The organism is Proteinivorax hydrogeniformans (assembly GCF_040515995.1).
In the GTDB taxonomy this organism is placed as follows: domain Bacteria; phylum Bacillota; class Proteinivoracia; order Proteinivoracales; family Proteinivoracaceae; genus Proteinivorax; species Proteinivorax hydrogeniformans.
Genome location: NZ_CP159485.1, coordinates 1,802,291 through 1,824,442, shown reverse-complemented (window position 1 = coordinate 1,824,442; position 22,152 = coordinate 1,802,291). Strand labels below are relative to the sequence as shown.

22 protein-coding genes are annotated in these 22,152 nt (G+C 36.6%); 18 read left to right on the top strand and 4 right to left on the bottom strand.

Going from position 1 to position 22,152, the window contains the following annotated elements; all coding sequences use genetic code 11:
• The first annotated feature begins 585 nt into the window (after window positions 1–585).
• The 6 genes from PRVXH_RS08865 (at window position 586) to PRVXH_RS08840 (ending at window position 5,172) form a co-directional block, all read left to right on the top strand.
• Window positions 586–1,155: a signal peptidase I gene (locus PRVXH_RS08865; protein WP_353892423.1), complete on the top strand. Its 570-nt coding sequence runs from the start codon at window positions 586–588 to the stop codon at window positions 1,153–1,155.
• A gap of 162 nt (window positions 1,156–1,317) precedes the next feature.
• Window positions 1,318–2,136 (top strand): TasA family protein, encoded by an 819-nt coding sequence (locus tag PRVXH_RS08860; RefSeq protein WP_353892422.1) that lies wholly within the window; start codon window positions 1,318–1,320, stop codon window positions 2,134–2,136.
• 283 nt (window positions 2,137–2,419) lie between these two features.
• Window positions 2,420–3,130 (top strand): TasA family protein, encoded by a 711-nt coding sequence (locus PRVXH_RS08855; protein WP_353892421.1) that lies wholly within the window; start codon window positions 2,420–2,422, stop codon window positions 3,128–3,130.
• Between the two features lie 25 nt (window positions 3,131–3,155).
• Window positions 3,156–3,716 carry a TasA family protein gene (locus tag PRVXH_RS08850; RefSeq protein WP_353892420.1) on the top strand — a complete coding sequence of 187 codons (561 nt, stop codon included), beginning with the start codon at window positions 3,156–3,158 and terminating at the stop codon, window positions 3,714–3,716.
• A 173-nt stretch (window positions 3,717–3,889) separates the two neighbouring features.
• On the top strand, window positions 3,890–4,657 hold the full coding sequence (locus PRVXH_RS08845) for a hypothetical protein (RefSeq protein ID WP_353892419.1): 768 nt from the start codon (window positions 3,890–3,892) through the stop codon (window positions 4,655–4,657).
• Window positions 4,658–4,683: 26 nt separating this feature from the next.
• Complete coding sequence (locus PRVXH_RS08840) at window positions 4,684–5,172, top strand: hypothetical protein (protein WP_353892418.1); 489 nt, start codon at window positions 4,684–4,686, stop codon at window positions 5,170–5,172.
• A 309-nt stretch (window positions 5,173–5,481) separates the two neighbouring features.
• On the opposite strand, the gene PRVXH_RS08835 is transcribed toward PRVXH_RS08840, so the two are convergent.
• From PRVXH_RS08835 to PRVXH_RS08820, 4 genes are all read right to left on the bottom strand, one after another.
• The gene (locus tag PRVXH_RS08835; protein WP_353892417.1) at window positions 5,482–6,801 is read right to left on the bottom strand and encodes a TldD/PmbA family protein; all 1,320 of its coding nucleotides are present in this window, start codon (window positions 6,799–6,801) and stop codon (window positions 5,482–5,484) included.
• A gap of 1 nt (window position 6,802) precedes the next feature.
• Window positions 6,803–8,155, bottom strand: coding sequence for a TldD/PmbA family protein (locus tag PRVXH_RS08830; protein ID WP_353892416.1), 1,353 nt, complete (start codon window positions 8,153–8,155; stop codon window positions 6,803–6,805).
• Window positions 8,156–8,329: 174 nt separating this feature from the next.
• A complete protein-coding gene (locus tag PRVXH_RS08825; RefSeq protein WP_353892415.1) occupies window positions 8,330–8,536 on the bottom strand; it encodes a hypothetical protein in 207 nt (68 codons plus the stop codon).
• A complete protein-coding gene (locus PRVXH_RS08820; RefSeq protein ID WP_353892414.1) occupies window positions 8,520–8,972 on the bottom strand; it encodes a LysM domain-containing protein in 453 nt (150 codons plus the stop codon). Before PRVXH_RS08820 ends, PRVXH_RS08825 begins: the two co-directional genes overlap by 17 nt.
• A gap of 230 nt (window positions 8,973–9,202) precedes the next feature.
• On the opposite strand from PRVXH_RS08820, the gene PRVXH_RS08815 reads away from it, so the two are divergent.
• The 12 genes from PRVXH_RS08815 (at window position 9,203) to PRVXH_RS08760 (ending at window position 22,124) form a co-directional block, all read left to right on the top strand.
• A complete protein-coding gene (locus PRVXH_RS08815) occupies window positions 9,203–10,504 on the top strand; it encodes an SEC-C metal-binding domain-containing protein (protein ID WP_353892413.1) in 1,302 nt (433 codons plus the stop codon).
• A 136-nt stretch (window positions 10,505–10,640) separates the two neighbouring features.
• Window positions 10,641–11,285 carry a TetR/AcrR family transcriptional regulator gene (locus PRVXH_RS08810; protein WP_353892412.1) on the top strand — a complete coding sequence of 215 codons (645 nt, stop codon included), beginning with the start codon at window positions 10,641–10,643 and terminating at the stop codon, window positions 11,283–11,285.
• A 14-nt stretch (window positions 11,286–11,299) separates the two neighbouring features.
• A complete protein-coding gene (locus tag PRVXH_RS08805; protein WP_353892411.1) occupies window positions 11,300–12,193 on the top strand; it encodes an ABC transporter ATP-binding protein in 894 nt (297 codons plus the stop codon).
• Window positions 12,193–13,800 carry a hypothetical protein gene (locus PRVXH_RS08800; protein ID WP_353892410.1) on the top strand — a complete coding sequence of 536 codons (1,608 nt, stop codon included), beginning with the start codon at window positions 12,193–12,195 and terminating at the stop codon, window positions 13,798–13,800. The genes PRVXH_RS08805 and PRVXH_RS08800 overlap by 1 nt, the downstream gene beginning before the upstream one ends.
• Before the next feature lie 146 nt (window positions 13,801–13,946).
• Complete coding sequence (locus tag PRVXH_RS08795; protein ID WP_353892409.1) at window positions 13,947–15,035, top strand: AbrB family transcriptional regulator; 1,089 nt, start codon at window positions 13,947–13,949, stop codon at window positions 15,033–15,035.
• An 87-nt stretch (window positions 15,036–15,122) separates the two neighbouring features.
• The gene (locus tag PRVXH_RS08790; RefSeq protein ID WP_353892408.1) at window positions 15,123–15,365 is read left to right on the top strand and encodes a hypothetical protein; all 243 of its coding nucleotides are present in this window, start codon (window positions 15,123–15,125) and stop codon (window positions 15,363–15,365) included.
• Window positions 15,366–15,442: 77 nt separating this feature from the next.
• Window positions 15,443–15,940, top strand: a complete 498-nt coding sequence (locus PRVXH_RS08785) for a CPBP family intramembrane glutamic endopeptidase (protein ID WP_353892407.1) — start codon at window positions 15,443–15,445, stop codon at window positions 15,938–15,940.
• Window positions 15,918–16,571, top strand: coding sequence for a class I SAM-dependent methyltransferase (locus PRVXH_RS08780; RefSeq protein ID WP_353892406.1), 654 nt, complete (start codon window positions 15,918–15,920; stop codon window positions 16,569–16,571). The genes PRVXH_RS08785 and PRVXH_RS08780 overlap by 23 nt, the downstream gene beginning before the upstream one ends.
• A 21-nt stretch (window positions 16,572–16,592) precedes the next feature.
• Window positions 16,593–18,650 (top strand): sigma 54-interacting transcriptional regulator, encoded by a 2,058-nt coding sequence (locus PRVXH_RS08775; RefSeq protein WP_353892405.1) that lies wholly within the window; start codon window positions 16,593–16,595, stop codon window positions 18,648–18,650.
• A 175-nt stretch (window positions 18,651–18,825) separates the two neighbouring features.
• Entirely contained in the window at window positions 18,826–20,328 is a 1,503-nt protein-coding gene (gene yfcC, locus PRVXH_RS08770; RefSeq protein WP_353892404.1) for a putative basic amino acid antiporter YfcC, read from the top strand.
• 40 nt (window positions 20,329–20,368) lie between these two features.
• Complete coding sequence (iadA, locus tag PRVXH_RS08765; RefSeq protein ID WP_353892403.1) at window positions 20,369–21,547, top strand: beta-aspartyl-peptidase; 1,179 nt, start codon at window positions 20,369–20,371, stop codon at window positions 21,545–21,547.
• 202 nt (window positions 21,548–21,749) lie between these two features.
• The gene (locus PRVXH_RS08760; protein ID WP_353892402.1) at window positions 21,750–22,124 is read left to right on the top strand and encodes a hypothetical protein; all 375 of its coding nucleotides are present in this window, start codon (window positions 21,750–21,752) and stop codon (window positions 22,122–22,124) included.
• The last annotated feature ends 28 nt before the right edge of the window (window positions 22,125–22,152 follow it).

Here is a 22,152-nt window from a genome sequence, read left to right as displayed (position 1 = left end):
TATAAATTTACAACGACTTCTTTTTTGACTTAGGTTTCAAAAAGACCAAAGATGGCCAGACTGTTTAGAAGTGCTCAGATTCTAGGCGTAAATAACTCCAAGGCCCACAGCGGGTTTTAAGACCATGAGGGCGACTATGGGAGAAAAAGCTAATTTAAAATTTACATTGGACAATTGTAAACTTTACTTTCGCAGTTAAGTCTTATCTTAAGCTGTGTAAAGAATTTCAATGATATAGCTATGGCTAAATTGTAGTTCATACAACTATTGGGATTTTAAAACATATTTAGTTAGCCTTTGAGAACAGAAATCAAGAAGACCCCAAAGCGCTAGGGGTCTTATCTTTAGATACTGTGAAGATTTAGAAGGTATAAAGTTTGCCACTGCTTTCAACTGGTTTATCCAATGATATGCAAATTTTGATAGACAATAAAACCTTATTTTTAAATTTATGCGTTTTTTTAATTGTCCAAAACTTATTTAAAAACCTATAAAATAGTCATACTTGCTTTGAAATGGAATAAGTTTCAATAGAGCAAAAGTTCTAGGAAATAAAAAAGTATAAAACGGTAGGTGAATATGTAAATGGCAATGTCTAAGACAGGGATTAAGACGAAAGCAAGCATAACTTTGAAATGGATAGGTAATATCCTACTATTAATGGTTATGGTCATAGTAGTACTTTCATTTTTTTCTAACATACAAGCAAGAAGGAATCCTGGGCAAATTCCATCAGTTATGGGAGTAAGCTCAATGTCAGTACTTTCTGGAAGTATGCGACCTATGTTACAGCCAGGGGACATGATTTTCACTCAGCGACCTGTAATTGATGAGATAAAAATCGATGATGTTTTAACTTACAGAGTAGGCGCAAATACGTTGGTAACTCATCGAGTAGTGGACATTGTTACAGAAGGCAATGAAATAAAATTCCAAACAAAAGGAGATGCCAACAACACCAAAGACTCTCAACTAGTGGCAGCTGATCAAGTTGTAGGAACATACCTATTCAGAATCCCCAAAGGCGGCTACATAGCCAACTTTATAAGAAGCCCCATAGGGATAACAGTTCTTATAATCTTTCCAATCTCCCTTATGACAGCAAATCAAGCAAAAAACATGCTATCAGAAAGAGAAAAAAATAAAAGTAATTAGTAAGCTCTACAAGTAAGATGGACTAAATAAATAGCAGTTAAGGAAAATCGTTTATGCTGCTGAGATAGGACAAAGTGAAAATCGGATTAAGGTTTAGTCAATAAAAAATGTTATATGTCCAGAAATGGTATATATAAACAAAAATAAAGGAGGTATAGATTTATGAAAAAAGTGTTAATTGTTGCTTTAGCATGTATGCTAGCATTTGGTGGAGGGCTAGCAACTTGGGCATGGTTTACAAGTAGTGCTACTAGTACTGATAATACCTTTACTGCTGGGACTTTAAAGGTAAACGAGAGTGGTGTGAGTGTTACTGAAACGGGTACAGTAGACATACAAAATTTGCAACCAGGAGACCAAACAAAGTTAGAATTTGATGTTATTAATGACGGGACTTTAGAGTTTAAGTACAGATTTAGATTAGGAGAATTAGAAGGTGGGTTAGTAGGGGGAGAAAATCCTTTACTCGTAAGTGTAGATGGCGAAGATTGGGGACAGATTAGTACAGAGTACTTTGAAGATGATGGTTATACGTTAGCAAAGGGTAAAAGATCAATTAAAAAATTATACGTAAAAATGCCGAAATTAGCAGGTAACGAATATCAAGGAGAAACAGCATCTTTTAAAATTATTATCGAAGCGACGCAAAACGTTGAGGGCGCTACTTTCCCTAATGAAAAACCTGACCCAGAGCCGAATATACCAAATGTAGTCGTTGAGAATTTGTCAGTTGAAACGGTTTTAAAAGGAGGTCTATTTCCGATACTTTTAATTGACGGAACAGCAATAATCGAAGAAAATGGTAACTTTGTTCCTGGAAGTGGTGATATTTTGATATATCGTGATGCTACAGGTGCCTTTTATGATAAGAGTAGAATCAAAGATGATGGTAGTTTCACTATCCGATTTAACGCTGATTGGGAAGGGGAATATGCAGTATTTGAATTTAATGGTGGAACTGTAAAAGCTATGATTCAGTAATAGGACTGCTATTATTTAACAAACCTGAATTTAAATTGAAATACGCTAATAATAACTTGTTATTTCGACATTATCATAGAATAAAGCCATATGTAAAACATGTGGCTTTTGTCTTGAGATTAGTAATATTTCAGTCAGGACCGCAATAGGATTAGTTAGAGCTAAAGTACCAAATGGTTGGATAGCCTTAAGGGATCAATTGATTATATGATCCACAACAAAATCTCATTATATACCCAGAAATGGTATATATAAATTATAAAACTAAGGAGGAATTAGATTTATGAAGAAAGCGTTAATTGTAGTTTTAGCAGGTATGCTAGCGTTTGGTGCAGGGCTGGGAACAATGGCCTGGTTTTCCGATGAAGTAGTAAGCGAAAACAACCAATTTACCGCAGGTACTCTGGAGCTTAGCAAAGAAAATGTAGAATTTAACTTAGGAGAGATTATAGGCAACATGGCTCCAGGGGACGTAAGTGAAGAAGCTACTATAGAAATCTTAAATGATGGCTCTTTAGATCTGGCTTGGTTTGGTAAGTTTGTCGTAGAGGGCGATGAAGAATTATTAGATGTAATTTATATTGATAGCATGAAGATGGAGTTTTTAGATGAAGATGGTGAATATTGGGAGCCTACAGATCATTTTATCAAAGATGGTAGAGGCCATGGTGAGTATCCAAGAGCGTACAACAATATGGCAGATGCAAGCGGTATTAACGTAGTAACATTAAACCAATGGCTAGGTAACGGGGCTATGGTACCGCAGGTTGATTATGAAAATATGGGGGCACTAAAGCCAGGCAACTCATATAGACTGTCATTTGTTCTTGGGTTTCATGAGTCTGCTTGCAACGATTACCAAAATAAGCAACTAGACATAGCTTACAAGGTAAATGCCACACAAGTTAGAGAAGGCGCATTAGAGGTTTTATTTGATGATGGAGATGTAAGTATACATTATGGATGGTTTATGGATCAAATAGATAAGCAATAAAAACAAAATGCATAGGAGGATTTAAATGGACAAAAAGTTTGCAATGTTGGTAATGGCTGTGATTTGCGCAGCTTCAGTAGTTGGAGGAGCTACTTTTGCATGGTTTACATCAGAAGTAGAGAGTGCTGGTAGTGTTATAGTAACTGGTGACCTTGCGTTAGACGTAGAACGAGTTCATGACAATCCTGGAGAAGGTTTGACTTATGTATTTGACAACATCCAACCTGGAGATAGAGCTGGAAACTGGGGCACAACCCCTGGCATGACAGAATTATCTTGGATAGTTACAAACGAAGGTAGCATTGATGGAAAATTAAAAATGAAGATAGATGATGTTGAAGGTGCTTTAGGCATGCAGATTCGTCCTCAATACTGGGTAAGAAACCATGCTGAGGGTGGATGGAAATGGGAGAGTGGTGAAATAACTGAGGGTAACATTGCAACTATAAATTTGGGTCCGGGTGAAACAGCTAGATTAAATGTAACGTGGGCATTTGGTTGGCCTAATGGAGATACAGTAATAAACGATTATCAAGGCAAATCGGTAAACTTTGATGTTGTATTTGACTTGCAGCAAAGTAAATAGTTAATTTAAATTAATAAAAATGAGATAAAGGCCGATGTAAGTCGGCCTTTATCTCAAAACTATCAAGGGCATATTAAGTATTAATAGTTTTATAAAATTCAAAAATGCAGGGTTGGGAATTTTTGAATTTTATAAAGCTGTATTAAAATAAAAATCTATAAGGTGGTGATTAGTTGAAAGTAGAAAGATCTCGTCAAAGCATTTTTAAAATTATATCCAAGGCAATAGGATACTTAGTTGCAGGGCTAATGCTTAGCATGGTATTTTTAGGAACGCAGGATACCCATTCATGGTTTGTTAATAGCATTAGCTTTAACTCAAAAGTTACTGCAGCTAGTACCGATGACATTTTAGAAAAAATTAATATTGAAAGTGATTCGGAAGGAAATTTTGAAGGAATTAGACTAAAAAAGGCAGATGGAAAGTATACCCCCATTATTTATTTCGAGATAAAGGGGGAAATTACTGATTATATTTTGCATATTAATCCAGTGCAACTTAGCAACAATGATGAAGTATTTAAACCTATAGAAGTTAACGTAAGCAAATCGCAGTTTAAAGATTTAGCAGGTCGAGAGCGAATGATAAATGGATCAATTAACATAAAATATTTAAATGGTTTTATTAATGAAGAGTTTCCAGTGCAATTTTCTAGCAAGTGGTTACGCAAACAATATATTGAAAGTTTAAAAAGTGCAAGAGGTAATAATGCAAATGATAAGGATTTAGATATAGAAGAGGAAGAAATTAGCAAAAAACCTATAGAAGATATTGTTGACGATGTAAATGAGGAAGAAAATAAGCAGCCTGTCAATGAAGGAAAATCAGATTTTGAGGCAAAAGGAGATAAAAATGAAGATAATGTAAGCGAGGAAGAAAATGAAATCAAAGAACATAAATCAGATAAGGAAAGTGAAGTGGATGAGAATGAGGAGCAATAGATAAATAGGGAAGAAGGAGGGGTGATATGAATAAAAACTTCCTGTGTTTGGTTTTAGGGGTTGTGCTTATATGTGGTATAGCAGGAGTATTTACAATGACGCTTTTTAATAATAAAGGTACCATCAATGTAATCGATTATGATATAACAACAAACCTAGAACCCGGCAAGGTGATTCAATTAGAAGATCCTAAAACATTAGAAAAAATGGGGGCACACCCTTTTGAAATTGAAGACATTGTACAGTTAGATAATAACTATGCTCAAAAGCTAGAGGGGGAGCTTGATATTATAGATACCCTTATCTTGAGAGTGCTTTTAGAAAATGAAATAGTTTTTGAAAATAGAGTGAAAGAATTAAAGAAAAGTGGGCAGGATGGATTGTTTTGTTTCCCTTTCGTGATAAACTCTCAAAAAGAACCTAACATGATCATTGAAGTGCAAATGGAAGAAACAGCAGGCAATGAGTACCAGAGTAGAGGGTTTGCAATAGTAGCACCACCGGTTGAAAAGTAGCTAATATGCACCAAAGCGAATTTACAATTGACAATGGACAACTGTTTTAAAAAGGCCGAGTTCAAGGACGAATTTACAATTAAAAACAGTTTGAGAGTTGGACAGGGGACAGTTGGAAATATAAATTTACAACGACCATTGTTTTGACTTAGATGTTTCTAACAAGACCCAAACTGGGTCAGAGTGCTCAAAAGTGCTTAGATTCTAGGCGCAAAAAATAGTCCAGGCCCGCAGCGTATAATTTCATACGTGAGGAGTCTGGACTTTTTTTGCAACAACGAAGATAAGTGCTTTTGTGTGCTCTGACAGTTATTTGCCTACTATGTTGGCCTGGGAAAAACAAACCATCGGGGAATACCCCATATGATAAAAAATACTTCTCATAACCTCATATTTCGTTCCTACAGCTTCGATATTCTTAAACAAATCATAAATATTCCCTGCAATCATGCTGCCCTTAACTTGCCCTACTAACTTACCATCTTCAATCAGATAACCAGAAGATATGTTCATAGAAAACTCACCTTGATTGATATTTCCTGTATGAGCGCCCATTACGCCTGTTATTAGCAGGCCTCTCTTTATGCCTTTTATTATTTCTTCATCTTCCTTGTGGTTTCCTTCTATTACTATGTTTGTGTCAAAAACTGCTGGTTTGTCTTCTATTTCTTTGGAGAAGAGGGTTCTTTTAAAGGCATTTCCGGTGGGTTCTTTGTCTAGCTTTTTGGATTGGCTTATGCCTACTAGGTAGTTTTTAAGGACACCTTTTTCATATAACATGGTGTTTTGAGAGGGAGTACCTTCATCGTCAAATAGGCAGGTGTTTACTCCAAAGGGCATTTTCCCATCGTCTCTTATGGTAATGTTTTCGGAGAATAATTTTTCGCCTATTTTACCCTCTAAAGGCGAAACTTCCTTTACGATGTTACTTCCGCTAACGCCGCCTAGCACTCTTAGCATTAAAGAGCCCATAACTTTTCCGGCGAAGATAACCGGCATTTTCTCGTTGCCTAAAGTTACTGGGTTATCACCTAGGCGATGCATTTGTATGAGGTTTTGGATGTCTTCATCGGGTACGTTAGGAATTTTGCCGAGGGAGTATTCTTTGGAGGCACCGTAGAAGCCTTTGTCGGTTATGGTACTTAGCCCTAGCGATAGGTTTGTATAGTCATAGCTTTTGTCAAAACCTGAGCTATTTAGTATATGTACCTTCCTATATGTTTTGTTTGCATTTACGCCAAACTTGATGTCAGGTGCAGCTTTATATAATCTTTCAGAATGGTCAAAAGCCAGCTCCGTTAATTTTTTTGTATCCATGTTCATAACTTCTTCTGAGGAGGAGACAACGTCGGCAAGATTTTCTTCGTTTGGAAAGGTTATTGCCTTGGACTTTTGATTTTCTAAGGCAATCAAAGCTCTTTCGATAAGGGTATCATCCTCTATGGATGTAGAAACAGCGGAGCCCATGTTACCGTCTTTAACTATTCTTAATGAAACTTCTGTTTTCTTTTCAGACTCTATTCCTTTAAGCTTATTAAGTTTGATACTTACAGAAGTGCTAGAGACTTCCCTAACATATATTTCTGCTTGTTCTGCTACTTCTAACGCTTTATTTAGCAACTTTTCCATGTTATCTTCCTCCTATTCCCATATTTTTAATCTTGATAGGGGCTGAGCCTTTTCCGGATTGAATTAGGATTTGGCCTGCCTTTCCACAGCCACCGGCTTTGGAAAATTCCACTTCATCACCTATCATTTCGATATTTTTTAAGGTGGTAAAAAGGTGCCCAGTCAGCGCTATATCTCTAACCATTCCTTTAATTTCACCATTTTCTATTTTGTATCCGCCTTGTACTGCAAAGGTGAAGGTTTCGCCGCTTGTTTGTCCACCGGCTGAGCCAAATAGGTAAAGTCCGTTGTCGATAGATTTAATCATATCTTCAAAAGAGTGTCTGCCTTTGTCTACGTAGATATTACCCATCCTTACAATAGGGGTGAACCCAAAGTTTTTAGCTCTAGCATGACCTGTTGGAACTTCGCCCATTACGTTGGCGCTTTCTAAAGAATGTAACCTGCCGCTAAGCTTACCATCTTTAATCAAGTAGGTAGGCTTACCCTTAGTTCCTTCATGATCATATACATAGCTGCCTGGGTGACCTTCACGGGTGGGGTCATCAACAACGTTAAACTCTGGCATAGCAAACTCAGAGCCTAGTGTCATGGTCTTTGCTAAGGTTTCGTTTCCAATAAGGTTATCAGACTCACTTAAGTGACCGAAAGCTTCGTGGATGAATAGACCTCCCACATCGCTATCTAAAATAACATCGTAGTTTCCACCTTTAATTGGTTCTGCATCTAACAGGTTAACTGTTTGTTTAACTTTAGCTAACACTTCATCATCTTTATCTAATAGCTCAGAGTAGTCCTCGCATCCACCAAAGGCTAGCCTTGTTATCTGGGTTAGGTCATCCCTTTTTGATGTTAATCTAAAGGATAAACCACATATAAGTTCTTCTTGTCTTACCTCTGTGCCTCGGTTGTTTAAAATTAAAGTGTCAGTAAACTGCTCATAGTAGCTGGCATCTACATCAACTATATTTTCATGTTCAATTATTAGGTTTATGTAACTTTCAATTAGTGATTTTTTTTCAGAAATAGAGATGCTTCGAGGATCCATTTTTGGAGCAATCTTTACATGGTCTCGGTTTACTTCGACGGTGCTTAACTTTTGCTCTCCCTCTATAAGGTCGCTGGCAACTTTAGCCTCTTTTATGGCAAAATCTATATCCTTTAAGTCCGTAAAAGAAAAAGTTCCAAACCCGCCACCGGATAGTACCCGCACATTTCCCCCACTTTTTTTGATAATGGAAGCTTCGTCGATGTCTTCTTTGTTGCCTTTAATAGAAGTAAGTGAAAAGTTCTGATACCTGACATCACAAAAGTCTTCTTTAAGCAATGCATTTTTTAACAAGCTAATATCCATACTATTCCCTCCCTAAAATATTTTCTGAACATTCCCTTTAAATTATATCATTACTATACTCGAAATACTAGACTTCTTTTTTGTATAAACGGATAGGAACAAAAGGATATAAAATAAAAAACCAGTACCATAACGTACAACTAATACGTGAGGTACTGGTCTAAATAGCAGGTTTTAGATTTGCCTAATATAACAAACCTTCTCACACTGAATGACAGTTAATACAGTTTTAAAGTCGTCTTCTTCGACTTCTAGGAAAGTCTCTCCAAAAGCTCTTAAGATTCCTGTGATATCTCCACACTTTGTAGCAACTTTTACTTTACGGTCTAAAAGAGGCTCTAATCCTTCAGGACAAAGGCAACAACTACAGCTCTTCATCATAATCTTCATCCTCCCCATCCCGCTTATGTTTAGATATTACTCGAACAAAACATATCTCTTTACATCTTACTAAAATTTTTCTAGAAGTTTTTGGCTCAACTAAGGTTATAGAATGATCACCTACATCTACTAGACGCCCTGTTACTACTTCACAGGTGGTAGTAACTTCTACTCTGAAGTTTATAAAATCTGTTAATGTTATAGGACAAGGACATTCTTTTTTAGGAGGGGGTAGCTTTTTCTTTGGTACACACAAAACATCGCCAGGATAAATCTTGTGTGGGTTAGAGATGTGTGGATTTGCATCAATTAAGTCATCAAGGTTAACGTTAAAACGCTTGGAAATGAAAAACATAGTATCCCCTGGTACTACAGTGTATCTTCCGGAAAAATTAGCAGGGCAAAATTTAGGCTTGCGTGGACGATAATGATACATACAAACACTCCCTTTTGGTTACTTTAAACCCATTATATGTTTATCGAGGGAATTAGTGAGTAAAAAAGCCACTGCTACCTTAAATATAAGATATAATAGCCAAATGATTTCTTATAATGTTTTAACAAGTATAATAGATCAAGTTGATGGTTTTCATGGAAGAAAGAGTTGCAGGTTTGTTTTTATCTGATAGAATACAGACAAGAGCTTATTTGGGAGGTTTAATTAAAATGAATCACCACAGACTTTTAACTAAGGAAGAAATTGGGGTTTTGAATAATGTTGTCGAGAATCCTACTGAGGGCAATATAGCAATACTAGAGAAAATAAAAGAAGAGTTTATGCTTGAAACTAGCGATGATCTTAAGTCGTTGCTAATGGATAGCATTGATGCTATCGAAAAAAGTAAAGCTTACCCAGAGGTTAAACCACCCTTTACGTTGCAAAAAATGCTAAACACCTTGACTAAGGAAGAATTAACGATAATTAGACAAACTTTACAAATAAAAGGAGCTAGCAAGTTAAGAAAAAAAGAGCTTATAGAGGTTTTAAGTTCAAAGATACCCGATGCCTTGGGAGTTGGGTTTTATCACTTTGATCAGATGCAATTTGAGTTTATCAAAAAGGTAGCAAAAAAAGGTGGAGTCTTGCAATGTCGGCAAACAACTTTCTACAAAACCTTTTATGGAGCTTTTGGGATTATGTTTGCTTGTAATGTTGATGGTGAGTTTTGTTATGTTATTCCTGAGGAAATTTTGCCACAAATAAATGAATTAGCAAAGGACAAAGAACTAAAAAGCATCATACAGAGAAATACAAAGTGGATAAGAATTACTAAAGGTCTACTACATTACTATGGGGCGCTAGATTTTAAAGATTATTTTAAGTTGATGGAACATTATGCAGGCATAGAGATTAGTAATATAGGAGATTTGTTGAGCATTATCGACTTAGCAGAAGCATTTTATGGAAACCCTATTAATAGGAAATACTTTTATATAAACGAAGTAAATGATCCTAATAGAATTATAGAAGAACAAGAAGCTCGGAGAGATTTAGAGTTTTACCCTTTTAGCTATGAAGAGGTTTATAGCGCAGGACAAGATGATTTTGTAGAAAGAACCCCTTGGTACAAAAAACTTATCAGGTTCTTTACTTTTAACTATGACATGCCGTTAGCAGAGGCAGAAGAGGAAGCAAACTATATATTAACGGAAATAAGAGCTGATAGCCAATTAAGTGAAATATTAGATGAAATTAAGCAGTCTGTAGAAATACCAAATATAGAGGTGACAAAAGAAATTACTTCTATATTAGTAGAACTAAATAATAACACTAGAAAATGGGCGTTGAAAGGACATAAACCGGTGGAGCTCAGAACGGATGTTGAAGGTAACTCACCCTCAAACAATCCCAATTCAAAAGGAGTTCACCTGGCAGTAGATAACACCAAAACAGAGCCGAAAGTTAGCAGAAACAAGCCCTGTCCCTGTGGCAGCGGTAAAAAGTATAAAAGGTGTTGTGGAAAGTAAGAAAAAAAGAAGGGCCGTCTTTGCAGGAATAAAACCTGTAAAGACGGCCTCTTTTTGATTTGACAAAATATTCTTGACCATCTTGGTCTAAACGTGCTAAACTAAACATATAGTAAATAGACCGACATGGTCTAAAATGTGCGAGGTGATTACCATAACTGAAAAGTTTGCAAAACTAGATGAAGAAAAACAGCAGAGAATTTTGGACGCTGCAATGAAGGAGTTTGCGCAGCAGGGGTATGAAAAGGCTTCTACAAATCAGATGGTAAAAGATGCAGGTATAGGGAAGGGAATGCTTTTTTATTACTTTAAAAGCAAAAAGGATTTGTTTCAGTATTTAGTTGAATACGGAGTTGAATTTATTAAAAAGGAATATCTTAGCAAAATCGATGAGAGTGAACAAGATTTTATCGAAAGATACAGGCAGGCGGCGCAAATAAAACTACAGGTATACAATAACAATCCCCACCCATTTAATTTTTTAGGGGACTTTGTAATCAACGATGATGAAATGCTAACTGAGCGATTAAAAGATCTCATTTTCCAAACACGGCAGATGGGGATTGCTAAGGTTTTTGGCAATGTTGACGCTTCGTTGTTTAGAGATGATTTACCTCAGGATAAGATATACAAGTTAATTATTTGGACTATGGAAGGTTACGAAAAAGATTTAATTAAACGGATTAAAGGCAAAAATCTAGCTTCAGTAGAAATTGAGCCTCTATGGAATGAGTTTTTTGAAACGCTGGATTTACTGAAAAAAGTTTATTATAAAAAATAGAGGAGGTTTTGGAGATGGCGATGCTTAAGGTAAGTAACCTGACAAAAAAGTTTGGAGATTTTACTGCTTTAAAAGATGTAAACCTAGAGGTAAATAAGGGGGAGGTTTATGGGTTTATAGGACCCAATGGTGCCGGCAAGACTACCACCATTCGTGTGCTTTTGGGGATTTTAAAGGCTACAAAAGGAAGCGCCAGTATTTTTGGTAAAGATGCCTGGAAAGATGCTGTGGATATTCACAAAAATATTGCCTATGTACCAGGAGATGTAAACTTGTGGCCTAACCTAACCGGCGGTGAAGTTATCGATCTTTTTGTCAGACTTAGGGGCTCAAATAATAAAAGTAAACGAGAGGAACTGGTCAAAAAGTTTAATCTTGACCCAACCAAAAAGTGTAGAACATACTCAAAAGGTAACAGACAGAAGGTTGCGTTAATTGCTGCTTTTGCTTCTGAGGCAGACGTTTATATCCTAGATGAGCCTACATCTGGCCTTGATCCTTTGATGGAAAAGGTGTTTCAACAGTGTGTTATAGATGCAAAAAAAGAAGGCAAAAGCATTCTGCTTTCTAGTCATATCTTATCTGAGGTTGAAAGATTATGTGATAAGGTAAGCATTATACGCGAAGGAGAGATTATTGAATCCGGTAGCTTAAAGGAACTTCGTCACCTAACTAGAACTAATATACGTTTAGAAACTAAAAAACCGATAGCCGATTTAAATAAGATCAAAGGGGTTCATGACATAGAAGAAAAAGAAGGCGCCTTATCATTTCAGGTAGATACAGAGGAGCTAGGAAATATTATCAAGTATGTTAGTCAATACGATGTTGCAAAATTAGAAAGCGCGCCGCCTACTTTAGAAGACTTATTTATGCGCCATTATGAAGGAGCTGGAGGTGCTAAGTAATGTCGAATTCCTTATTTAGCAACACGTTAAAATTGTGTAGGTTAAATTTACGGCGAGATCGAATACGTATACCACTTTGGATACTAGCTATAACTTTAACAACATTGATAATTGCACCAGCTTTTACCGAGCTATTTTCCACAGAGCAAGAAATACAGTTAATGGCTGAAACGATGAAAAATCCAGCTATGTCTGCTATGGTAGGCCCCGGCTTTGACTTGGATAATTACACCTATGGCGGTATGATGGCCCATATGATGCTGTTGTTTACTGCTATAGCTGTGGCTATTATGAGCATTATGCTTGTTACCCGACATACTAGGGCCGACGAAGAGGAGGGGCGGATTGAAATGGTGCGCTCCTTGCCAGTTGGTAGGTTATCAAACTTAGCAGCAACTTTACTAGTCATGACTTTAGTTAACATACTGCTGGCGCTATTAGTGGGCGGTGGATTATCTGCCTTAGGAGTTGAAACCATGGACGTAGCAGGATCTATGTTATATGGTGCTGTATTGGGAGTAACCGGTATATTTTTTGCTGCGGTTACAGCTCTTTTTGCACAGCTTTCTAGCAACAACAGAAGTGCCATGGGATATTCCTTTGCTTTTTTGCTGATTGCCTACCTTATAAGAGCTGTGGGCGATGGAGGAGTTGATACTATTTCATGGTTTTCGCCACTTGGTTGGGTTACACAAACACAAGTTTATGTAAATAATTATTGGTGGCCGTTATTTATCACACTGGCTGTGGCAGGGTTTATAGCAGCTGTTGCCCTTTATTTAAATTCAATACGAGATTTAGAGGCGGGGTTTATAGCAGCAAAGCCAGGAAGGAAGGGCGCTTCACGTTTTCTTCAAGGTCCCTTAGGTTTAGGCCTTAGGCTTCAAAGGACAGCGATTATTTCTTGGGCAATTGGGATGTTTGTGTTAGGTGCCACATATGGCTCTGTTTTAGGGGATTTGGAAACATTTATCGAAGGCAACGAAATGTACAGGCAGCTTTTACCAGAAGGGGCTGACCACTTATCATTAACTGAGCAGTTTTTAACTATGCTCATGGCAGTTATTTCAATCATAGGAACCATCCCTGCTTTAATGTTGATTTTAAAAGTTAAAGGTGAGGAAAATAAAAACCGCACCGAACATCTGCTAGCACGAGCGGTATCTAGAAATAATATTATGGGGAGTTACCTAGCTATTTCTGTTGTTTCTGCACCATTTATGGTCATTCTTTCTGCATTAGGTTTGTGGCTTGCTGGCTCAGCAGTTATGGAAGTAGCGATTCCTCTAAGGACCATAATTGAAAGTGGCATGGTTTATGTGCCAGCTATGTGGGTAATGATAGGCCTGGCAACGCTGCTAATAGGAGTTGCTACCCAGGCAACTGGGGTGACATGGGTTTATTTAGTTTACACGTTTTTTGTTGTTTATTTAGGAGAGTTGCTTCAAGTTCCCCAATGGATGGTTAACTTAACGCCTTTTGGCAATGTCCCGCAAATACCCGCAGATGACATGAATGTTGGAAAGCTTTTGGCATTGATTGTAATTGCAATATGTTTAATGGTGGGCGGGCTTAATGGATACAATAGGCGTGATATTAAAGGGTAGTGAAATAAAAAAACCAACTGAGCATAGTTGGTTTTTTTATTTCTTTTAGATTAAAAATATAGGTTAGGAAGGAAAAGATATTACTATAATCGAAATATAGATAAAGGAAATCTTTTAATATTTGTAGTTAAAAGGATGTGACTAAATTGCTCGACACATTAACAGACACAGGGATTTTAGTAATACTAGCGATAGTAGGGTGGCTAATATTTAAGCTTTTAAAACTTCCAGTGCCGTCTTTTTTAGGCACCTTAACTGTTATAGGAGGCCTTAGGGCGGCTGGGCTTGATTTGCCTTTTGCACCAGCTTTTATCGCTCCTTTAGTTCAAACTCTACTAGGGATTTACATGGGAGCAAAGATAGATAGGGAGACGATAAAGGACCTGATTAATATTATTAAACCTGCTGCTATCATCGCTTCTTGGTCGATAGCTACTGTTTTTGTTTTAGGAATCATCCTTTATAAAATAACTTCTCTAGATTTGTACACTGCAATTCTTTCGTCTAGTATGGGCGGGTTGCCGGAGATGACTATAATAGCGATGGATACTGATTCGGACCTAGGCACTATAATAGTGATGCATATGTTTAAAATTATTGTGACAATAACTTTTTTTCCTATTTTTATTAACTATTTTGCCAAGCAAAATGGTGAAGGGATAGAGAAAAAGGATGATAGTTTAACGGAAAATAACATTAAAGGTGAGGTATTGAACTTTATAGAAAAATTAAAGTTTAAAACTATTAAACAAGCGATCGCTTCAATCATTATCGCCGCAGCTGGAGGTTATATATTTATTAGTTTTGGTGTTCCAGCCGGTGTAATGGTAGGAGCTATGCTATTTACAGGGATAGCTTCCCTATCAGGCCTTAAGGTTATAGCACCGTCAGGCTCAGCTTTTAACTTTTTGCTACTAGGGGTAGGTATAACTGTCGCCGATAACATTACCAGGGAAACAGTTGACACCATTGTTTCAGGAGAGCTTTTATTCCCCCTTTTAATATCTTCTATATTTGTGTTCGGAACGTCCTATTTGATAGCTTTAGTTATTCACAAAATTTCTAAATGGGATTTTGTAACTTGTTTGCTTGCTGCAGCACCAGGAGGCTTTACTATAATGACAACACTAGCTATACAATACGATAAAGACCCATTTAGAGTTTCAATGCTGCATTTATGTAGGATTATGATTATTAAATTTGTAGTTCCTTTTGCTTTTATGTTTCTTTTATAGCATCAACTACTTATCATCGGGGGAAGGAATTTTATGTTATTAGGTCGAAAAATAAAGAATGGATTATCTTAATTTAGGGGGAGTTTTTTGAAGAATTTTTTAAAATCGGGCTGGTATGCTCTCGCAATAATGCTAATACATACCGGGGTGATGATTGCATATTTCAAAATACTTGGTTTAATCTATCATGGCGGCACTACATTAGATGATAGTTCTTTTTTAGGTAGCCATATACAAATATCGGTAATAGTAGGTGCTGTTGGGGCATTTTTTATTTATAAATCGATGATAGAACAAAAAAACGCAGTATCAAAGAAGAGTGTAGGATAAAGCCTCTATCTTGGCAAAAAGCTGTTGTTTCGTTTTTGTTAGGTATAGCGCTGTTTTATATTAGTGGTATTTTAATAATGGTTATTGATATGGGATTTCCAGGATTAGTGGAACTACATATAGATAAAATGTCAGTATTAGATCAAGGTAACTTTTTACTACTTTTACTGAGCATAGGGATAGCTGCTCCATTTATAGAAGAGATAATGTTTAGGGGACTAATTTTTAATAATCTAAAAAAAGTAGTATCATTAAAGAATGTTGTTTTAATTCAAGCTATTTTATTTGGGGTATATCACATGAGTATAGTACAAGGTGCATATGCTGCGATGGTGGGAGTTTTTTTAGGGGTATCACTGGTATGGACTGGCTCAATCTGGGCCCCGGTCTTAATTCATGCTGGAAATAATATATATAGCACCACTTTAACAGCTTCTTCTTTAGGCTACTTTTTACAGCATAATCACCAAGTTAATGGAGCTATATTTTTGTTTTCTGTTTTAATTCTACTGCCATTTGGTTTTGGGTATTTATATAAAAAAAGAGTTGCCTTTGACCAATCTTCTAATAGGTAACGAAACATTGGATTATTGTAGCTCAGCAATAATTCACCAAAAAACTATCGATTACTATAATCAAAGAGCAGAGGAGTTTAGCTCAGAAACTTTAAATATTGATTTTGAAAATCAGCGTAATATGTTTTTAAAGAACTTAAAATCAGGAGCTCATATTTTAGACTTAGGCTGTGGAGCGGGACGTGATAGCAAGGCATTTTTAGAAAAATGTTACAAAGTTACAGCTATGGATGGTTCTAAGAAAATGTGTGAGATAGCAAGTAAAAACATAGGTCAAAGGGTTATCTGCAAAAATTTTCATGAGCTTGATGAAAAAGATAAATTTGACGATATCTGGGCAAATGCATCCTTGCTTCACGTGCCATCTGTAGAGCTATATGATATTTTTAAAAAGCTTTCGCTAGCTTTAAAGTCGGGAGGTTGTCTATACGTTTCCTTCAAATACGGAGAATTTGAAGGTGTTCGAGATAGTTGTGATGGAAGGTACTTTACTGATTTTACTGAAGAAAACCTGCGCTGGATGCTATCAAGTTTTTCGGAGCTTAATTTTTTAGAGATAAAAACAACTAGAGACTTAAGAGCGAATAAAGAAGGAGAAAAATGGTTAAATGCTGTTATTAAAAAAAATTAGCACTGGGATAGGAGTGAAACCATGCAAGTTTGCAGAAAGTTAACTTTAATAACTGGTTCAGTTGGAACCTGCAATGCTTTAAAAGTTCAATTAGAAGAATATATTCCTACATGTGTTACTATTCAAGCTTACCCATTAGATGGTATAAGCAAACCTCCTTCAGATTTCGGAGATGTTGTGCTATTTTCAAGCTCACTAGTTAAAAGAGAGCTCGAAGAAGACTGGAATTGTATGATACCTAAAGGAGTGCAAATCATTATTGCCGATAGGACAATAAACTATGAGTTTATTGATCGGATAGTGTTGCTATCACCGAAGACTAAGGTGCTTTTTGTAAGTGATGCAAAAGAATCAGCTGAAGAAGGGATTAGAGCTTTAAAAGAAGTGGGAATAGACCACTTAGATCTTTACCCATATTATCCAGGTTTGAGTAATTGTGAAAAGTCAAAAATCACTAAAGACACTGATATTGCCATAACACCTGGGGAAAAAGACAAGGTTTTAGATCATATTCGTAAGGTGTATGATATCGGGCCGAGACTTTTAGATTTTCCCACTATCTTTAAACTTTTAAGAGCGGTTGGTCAATTGGAAACTAGAGCGAGACATTTTTCAATAAAATATATACAAAAGATCATTATTCTTGCAAAGAAACTATCCCACTCTACTAATTACATATCGGAACTTAATCACCACCTAACTACTGTTATTGACGGTATAGAAGACGGTCTAGTGGTTTTTGACTCCCGCGGAATAATCAGTGTACATAATGAAAAGTTTAGAAAAATGTTAGATATACCTGCTTTGAACTTACGAGGCGTTAAGATTAGTGAACTAATTTATAACAAAAAGCTTGTTGAATTCTTAATGAATCATCGTTTAGATGATGAACTAACTTTGGATATTAATAGTGATAAAGTTTTAGTTTCTAAATTTAAATTAACTGATAACGATCATATTGTCGCTCGTTTTTTAAGCCATAAAAATAGCGTCGAATATAAAGAAAAGGAAAACATTAAGCAGGGACATTTTGCAAAATACACCTTTGAGAATATAGTAGGAGAAAGTTCGTTAATGAATCAGACCAAAAACATCGCTAAAAAGCTGGCAAAAACGGAGCTCACTATTTTGTTACATGGGGAAAGCGGAACAGGTAAAGAGTTATTTGCGAGTGCAATCCATAATTCATCTCCTATGGGTGATGCACCTTTTTTAGCAGTAAACTTTAGCTCCTTATCAGACGATCTTATAGAAAGTGAGCTGTTTGGCTATGAACCAGGAGCCTTTACCGGAGCCTCGAAAAAAGGAAAACTTGGACTTTTTGAGCAAGCTGAAGGAGGAACCATATTTTTAGATGAAATAGGGGATAGCTCGCTTAAGGTACAAGCTAAACTTTTAAGGGTTTTACAAGAAAAAGAGGTAATGCGCATAGGAGATACCAAAATTAGGCCGGTAAATGTTAGAATAATTGCTGCAACAAATCAAGATTTAAAGATGCTTATGAAGCAGGGACAGTTTAGAAAAGACTTATATTATAGGCTAAAAATGGGTTATATGAAAATCCCTCCTTTAAGACAGAGAAAGGAGGATATCTCTGAGCTGTTTAACCAGCTTATTGACACAGAAACCACAGAAAAAATCACCGTAGATAAAGAGGTGATTTTAGCTTTGCAAAACTATGATTGGCCTGGAAATGTAAGGGAGCTTAGAAACTTAGTTAGCTATATGTTGGCACTTCGTGATTGTAACCACCTAACCATAGACGATGTTCCGTCCTGGGGTTATTTTGAAGAAGGTCCCAAAATAGAAGAACAGGAGGAGATAAACTTAAAAGATGCTCTTTCTGACAGCGAACTTTTTATATTGCAGTGTATTTATGATTTGAAGGAAGAAAACAAAACAGCGGGAAGAAAGATACTGTCAGAGCTAAGCAAACAAAGTTCTATTTACTTGACGGAAGGTAAGATTCGAACAATTTTGGACAGGTTAGAGAAAAAAGGATATATTCTCAAGAGTAAAGGTAGCGGAAGTGTTTTAACCAAAAAAGGTAAAAAGGTTATCGATGGCAACCAGGGTTAACAACTTGGCAACCAAAACAACCGTAAAATTACCAAGCAGTGCTTAACAGAACAAAAAGAATTGTCTGAAGAAACTGTCACTGGCCTTTTTAGATAATTTTTAGTCAAGTTGCAAAGTTGGCACAGTTTGTGCATTAAAGAAATATGATTAAAACTATCAATTGGGAGGGTGTTAAATGTCAAAACCTAAGTTTAAGGCTCCAGACACTTATGTAATTATTTTCTTTGTGGTGTTAGCAGCTGCTCTGTTAACCTTTATTATCCCTACAGGGACATTTGAGACAAGAGAGGTGACTGTTGAAGAGTTAGACGACACAAGAACTGTGGTTGATCCTGAATCTTTCGAATATGTTCTTGACGAAGATGGAAATAAGGTTCGAGAGGGGATTTCAATTTTTGAACCCTTTGGTGGTGTAGGTTTCTTAAATTATGTATTTGAAGGGCTTGTTACAGGAAGTAAATGGGGCGCAGCCGTAGGAATCGTTGCGTTTATACTAGTTATCGGAGGCTCCTTCGGGATTATTTTAAGAACAGGGGCTGTAAATGCAGGTATTTTAGCTACGATTAAAAGAACTAAAGGTAGAGAAGTTTTAATCATCCCTGTTATGTTTTTCTTATTTTCTTTAGGTGGAGCAATTTTTGGGATGAGTGAAGAAGCAATGGCTTTTGCGATGATAGTAATACCTATAATGGTAGCTATGGGCTATGACTCAATTGTAGGAATATGTATAACCTATGTCGCAACACAAATTGGATTTGCTACCTCGTGGATGAACCCGTTTGGGGTTGCGATAGCGCAAGGGGTTGCAGAAGTGCCGGTGTACTCTGGTGCAGGATTTAGAATGGTGTTATGGGCAATATTTACAACAGTTGGTATAGCTTATGTATACTCTTATGCTAAAAAGATAAAAGCCGACCCACGCAGTTCTTTAGCTTACAAGACTGACCAACTTCACCATAAAAGCCCAGAAAGCGCTGAAGGTGATCAAAACATAGAAGAGTTTAAGCTTGGACATGGTCTGGTCTTGCTGACGATGGCGGCAGGTATTGTTTGGATTATATGGGGTGTAGTAAAGCATGCATACTATATTCCAGAGTTAGCTACCCAGTTTTTCACAATGGGGCTTATTTGTGGTATTATAGGTGTTATTTTCAAGCTAAATGATATGGGAGTTAACGATATTGCTCAGTCATTTAGAGTTGGTGTTCAAGATCTAGTTGGCGCTGCAATGGTTGTGGGAATGGCACAAGGAATTATCTTAGTTTTAGGTGGAACAGATCCAGAAAGTGGAACTGTGCTAAATACTATGCTAAATTGGGTAGGAGGTACTATAGGGGCACTGCCTGCTACACTTTCTGCTTGGTTTATGTATGTTTTCCAATCTGTATTTAACTTTTTCGTAGTTTCCGGTTCGGGTCAGGCAGCTCTTGTTATGCCATTAATGGCTCCTCTTGCAGACTTAGTAGGTGTATCAAGACAGGTAGCTGTATTAGCTTATCAATTAGGTGATGGGTTTACAAACATGATTGTTCCTACGTCAGCTTCTTTGATGGGTGTATTAGCAGTTGCTCGCCTAGACTGGAGTAAATGGGTAAAGTTTATTATTAAGTTCCAGATTTTATTATTTATAATGGGATCAATAAGTATTATAGCGGCAGTTATTTTGGGATTACAGTAAGATAGATTGATAGAAGTGGCTATAGAAAGGGGAACTTGTTATGATAACTTTAGTAAAAGGTGGGGAGGTATACTCTCCTGAAAAATTAGGACAAAAGGACATTTTAACAGTTGGTGGTAAGGTTGCTTGCATAAAAGATGAAATAAGCCTAGGTGAGATAGAAAATAACGAACTGGTAGAAGTAATAGATGCTCGAGGTAAATATGTATTCCCCGGTTTTATAGATGGGCATGTACACATAACAGGTGGGGGTGGCGAAGGTGGTTTTGCCACCCGCACCCCCGAAATTCAGCTTACTGACATCACCACAGCTGGTATAACAACGGTGATTGGATGTTTAGGCACCGATGGTTTTACAAGGAATATGACTGATCTTTTAGCAAAAGCTAGAGTTTTAAATGAAGAAGGTATCACAGCATATATTTTATCAGGCTCTTATAAAATACCTGTTGTCACCTTGACCGGCGAGGTGGAAAAGGATATTATTTTGATCCCTGAGGTACTAGGAGTAGGGGAAATAGCGCTATCTGATCACAGGTCCTTTGAACCCTCGATATCTGAACTTAAAAAACTGGTAGCTGAAGTCAGAGTCTCAGCGATGTTATCGGGCAAAAAAGGAGCAGTTAACGTTCATCTAGGAGATGGGCGAAAAATGTTTGAAGATATTTGGAAAGTTATTAATGAAACAGAAATTCCACCTTCTCACTTTATTGCTACCCATGGCAATAGAAAAGAGGAAGTATTTAACGAAGGGCTAAAGTTTATGAAACATGGTGGTTTTTTAGATCTTACCACAAGTACTATAAAAAAGTTTTTAGAAAGTGGAGAGGTAAAATGCTCCCGTGCGTTAAGATTAATACACGAACAGAATATTCCCTTCGATAATTTAACACTTTCTTCAGATGGGCAGGGAAGCTTGCCAAACTTTTCTGAATCAGGGGAGTATCTAGGGTTAAAGGTAGGAGGAGTTAAATCTTTATACCAGGAAGTTAAAGAAGCTATTTTAAAGGAAGATGTTCCTATAGAAAAAGCCATATCCACAATAACCAAAAATCCAGCTGTGGCTTATGGACTGAAAGATAAAGGGGAGCTAAGCAAAGGAAAAGATGCAGATATTACTATTGTGGATAAACCTACCTGCGAAATAGAAACAGTTATATCAAAAGGTAAAACCCTTGTAAAAGAAAAGGAAATCTTAGTTAAAGGGACTTTTGAGTAACGCTGTATCGAAACCAGCCTTATTAAAACCAGGGCTGGTTTTTTAATTTTTCTTTTAGCTTAGAAAGGTTTTGACAAAAAATAATAGAAGTAGTTATAATCATCAGATTAAAAAGGAGGATAAGGGTGTTACAAGATTATGCTTTCATAAGTGTAAACAAAGGAGAATAGCTATTTAGTATAAACTATTTAGGAGGGGACAAATGAATAAGGGATTAAGGACATCGTGGAACATAATAAAGATATTATTAGTTAATGTGTTAGCAGTATTTGTGTACTCACTGGTAGCAGGATTTACTATAGGTATTTACTTCATAGCACGAGCAGCTCAACGTGGTACTTTTTATGAGCAGATGTTAATAGAACTTATATCGAAAAATGTAGCACTATCAGTAATTTTTGGAGGAATAATATCGTTTTTTATTTATAAGTGGTTGATGAAAAGACGGGGGCGCAACCTATACGAGGTTTGTAGATTTAATAAAATATCTTGGCAAAAAAGCGTTGCTTCTTTCCTTGCAGGTATGGGGTGTGTTTCATTAAGTTTAGTGCTACTAAAATTAGTGACTATAATATAGCCCCAGACGCTAGAAAGTCATGTTGATA

Bases quoted from the DNA above. Each gene is read 5' to 3' on its own strand.
- PRVXH_RS08865 (WP_353892423.1), top strand. From the start codon at position 586: ATGGCAATGTCTAAGACAGGGATTAAGACGAAAGCAAGCATAACTTTG.
- PRVXH_RS08860 (WP_353892422.1), top strand. From the start codon at position 1,318: ATGAAAAAAGTGTTAATTGTTGCTTTAGCATGTATGCTAGCATTTGGT.
- PRVXH_RS08855 (WP_353892421.1), top strand. From the start codon at position 2,420: ATGAAGAAAGCGTTAATTGTAGTTTTAGCAGGTATGCTAGCGTTTGGT.
- PRVXH_RS08850 (WP_353892420.1), top strand. From the start codon at position 3,156: ATGGACAAAAAGTTTGCAATGTTGGTAATGGCTGTGATTTGCGCAGCT.
- PRVXH_RS08840 (WP_353892418.1), top strand. From the start codon at position 4,684: ATGAATAAAAACTTCCTGTGTTTGGTTTTAGGGGTTGTGCTTATATGT.
- PRVXH_RS08835 (WP_353892417.1), bottom strand. From the start codon at position 6,801: ATGGAAAAGTTGCTAAATAAAGCGTTAGAAGTAGCAGAACAAGCAGAA.
- PRVXH_RS08830 (WP_353892416.1), bottom strand. From the start codon at position 8,155: ATGGATATTAGCTTGTTAAAAAATGCATTGCTTAAAGAAGACTTTTGT.
- PRVXH_RS08825 (WP_353892415.1), bottom strand. From the start codon at position 8,536: ATGATGAAGAGCTGTAGTTGTTGCCTTTGTCCTGAAGGATTAGAGCCT.
- PRVXH_RS08820 (WP_353892414.1), bottom strand. From the start codon at position 8,972: ATGTATCATTATCGTCCACGCAAGCCTAAATTTTGCCCTGCTAATTTT.
- PRVXH_RS08815 (WP_353892413.1), top strand. From the start codon at position 9,203: ATGAATCACCACAGACTTTTAACTAAGGAAGAAATTGGGGTTTTGAAT.
- PRVXH_RS08810 (WP_353892412.1), top strand. From the start codon at position 10,641: ATGTGCGAGGTGATTACCATAACTGAAAAGTTTGCAAAACTAGATGAA.
- PRVXH_RS08805 (WP_353892411.1), top strand. From the start codon at position 11,300: ATGGCGATGCTTAAGGTAAGTAACCTGACAAAAAAGTTTGGAGATTTT.
- PRVXH_RS08800 (WP_353892410.1), top strand. From the start codon at position 12,193: ATGTCGAATTCCTTATTTAGCAACACGTTAAAATTGTGTAGGTTAAAT.
- PRVXH_RS08785 (WP_353892407.1), top strand. From the start codon at position 15,443: ATGGTTATTGATATGGGATTTCCAGGATTAGTGGAACTACATATAGAT.
- PRVXH_RS08775 (WP_353892405.1), top strand. From the start codon at position 16,593: ATGCAAGTTTGCAGAAAGTTAACTTTAATAACTGGTTCAGTTGGAACC.
- yfcC (WP_353892404.1), top strand. From the start codon at position 18,826: ATGTCAAAACCTAAGTTTAAGGCTCCAGACACTTATGTAATTATTTTC.
- iadA (WP_353892403.1), top strand. From the start codon at position 20,369: ATGATAACTTTAGTAAAAGGTGGGGAGGTATACTCTCCTGAAAAATTA.
- PRVXH_RS08760 (WP_353892402.1), top strand. From the start codon at position 21,750: ATGAATAAGGGATTAAGGACATCGTGGAACATAATAAAGATATTATTA.